Below are 1,979 nucleotides of genomic sequence, written 5' to 3' on the forward strand. Positions count from 1 at the left end.
CCGCGTAGCAGCATGAGACACGGAGATATTTCCAGCAGCAACGATTGCGTCGGCGTGGCGGTGGTCAACTACAAGATGCCGCGCCTGCACACCAAGGCCGAGGTGCTGGACAACTGCCGCAAGATCGCGGACATGCTGGTAGGCATGAAGCGCGGCCTGCCGGGCATGGACCTGGTGATCTTTCCCGAGTACTCCACGCACGGCATCATGTACGACGCCAAGGAGATGTACGACACGGCCAGCGCCATCCCGGGCGAAGAGACCGAAATCTTCGCCGACGCCTGCCGCAGGGCCAACGTCTGGGGCGTGTTCTCGCTGACGGGCGAGCGCCATGAGGAGCACCCCAACAAGGCGCCGTACAACACCCTGATCCTCATGAACAACCAGGGCGAGATCGTGCAGAAGTACCGCAAGATCATGCCCTGGGTGCCCATCGAGGGCTGGTACCCGGGCGACTGCACCTATGTGAGCGAGGGCCCCAAGGGCCTGAAGATCAGCCTCATCATCTGCGACGACGGCAACTACCCCGAGATCTGGCGCGACTGCGCCATGCGCGGCGCCGAGCTCGTCGTGCGCTGCCAGGGCTACATGTACCCGGCCAAGGAGCAGCAGATCATGGTCTCCAAGGCCATGGCCTTCATGAACAACTGCTACGTGGCCGTGGCCAATGCGGCGGGCTTCGACGGCGTGTACTCGTACTTCGGGCACTCGGCCATCATCGGCTTCGATGGCCGCACCCTGGGCGAGACCGGCGAGGAGGAGATGGGCATCCAGTACGCCGAACTGTCCAAGCACCTGATCCGCGATGCGCGCAAGAACGGCCAGTCGCAGAACCACCTGTTCAAGCTCGTGCACCGCGGCTACACCGGCACCATCAACTCCGGCGACGGGGACAAGGGCGTGGCCGCCTGCCCCTACAACTTTTACAGCCAGTGGGTCAACGATCCCGAGGGCACGCGCGAGATGGTGGAGTCCTTCACGCGCACCACCGTGGGCACGCCCGAATGCCCCATCGAAGGCATTCCGCACGAAGCGCCCAGGCACCGCTGACAGCGTCCTGCCTCCGCAGCCTGCAGGCCCGGGGGCAGGCCCGCCCATGAACACGGAAAGGTGAAGAGTGAAGATGAGCACGACAACAACCACAGGCCCGCTGCACGCTCCTGCCAGCCAGGCCACCGACCCGCTGGCGGCCTACCGCATCGAGGAAGAGCCCTTCTACCGCCCCTCGGGCCGCGAGGTCCAGCTCTACCGCCAGGCCTACCAGCACCGCATGCCGCTCATCCTCAAGGGCCCCACGGGCTGCGGCAAGACGCGCTTTGTGGAGTACATGGCCTGGGCGCTCAAGCGCCCCCTGGTCACGCTGGCCTGCAACGAGGACATGACGGCCTCCGACCTGGTGGGCCGCTACCTGCTGGATGCCGACGGCACGGCCTGGCACGACGGCCCGCTGACCCTTGCCGTGCGCCACGGCGGCATCTGCTATCTGGACGAGGTGGTGGAGGCCCGCCAGGACACCACGGTCGTCATTCACCCGCTGACCGATGCGCGCCGTGCCCTGCCGCTGGACAAGAAGGGCGAGGTGGTGCATGCCCATCCCGACTTCCAGCTGGTGGTCTCCTACAACCCCGGCTACCAGAGCAGCGCCAAGGACATGAAGCCATCGACCCGCCAGCGCTTCGCGGCCCTGGACTTCGACTACCCGGCGCCCGAGATCGAGGCGGACATCGTGGCCCACGAGACCGGCATTGCCCCGGCCACCGCTCGCAGCCTGGTCAGCCTGGCGCGCAGCACGCGCGAACTGCGCCACCGGGGCCTGGACGAAGGCGCCTCCACCCGCATGCTGATCTACGCGGGCCTGCTGATGCGCGACGGCGTCTCGGTGCATGACAGCTGCGACATGACCATCACCAGCGCCCTGACCGACGACCCCGACACCGCCGCCGCGCTGCGCCAGTTGGTCGAAGCCGAGTTCGACGCGG

Annotated in this window: 2 protein-coding genes; both read left to right on the forward strand. The window is 66.7% G+C overall.

Annotated elements, in window-relative coordinates; all coding sequences use genetic code 11:
- Window positions 1–12 precede the first annotated feature (12 nt).
- The gene (locus L995_RS14820) at window positions 13–1,050 is read left to right on the forward strand and encodes an aliphatic amidase (RefSeq protein ID WP_043791758.1); all 1,038 of its coding nucleotides are present in this window, start codon (window positions 13–15) and stop codon (window positions 1,048–1,050) included.
- Between the two features lie 73 nt (window positions 1,051–1,123).
- Window positions 1,124–1,979, forward strand: an 856-nt coding sequence (locus L995_RS14825) for a CbbQ/NirQ/NorQ/GpvN family protein (RefSeq protein ID WP_047472445.1), incomplete at its 3' end; no start/stop codon positions are given.

It is taken from the genome of Delftia sp. ZNC0008 (assembly GCF_000799035.1).
In the GTDB taxonomy this organism is placed as follows: domain Bacteria; phylum Pseudomonadota; class Gammaproteobacteria; order Burkholderiales; family Burkholderiaceae_C; genus Comamonas; species Comamonas tsuruhatensis.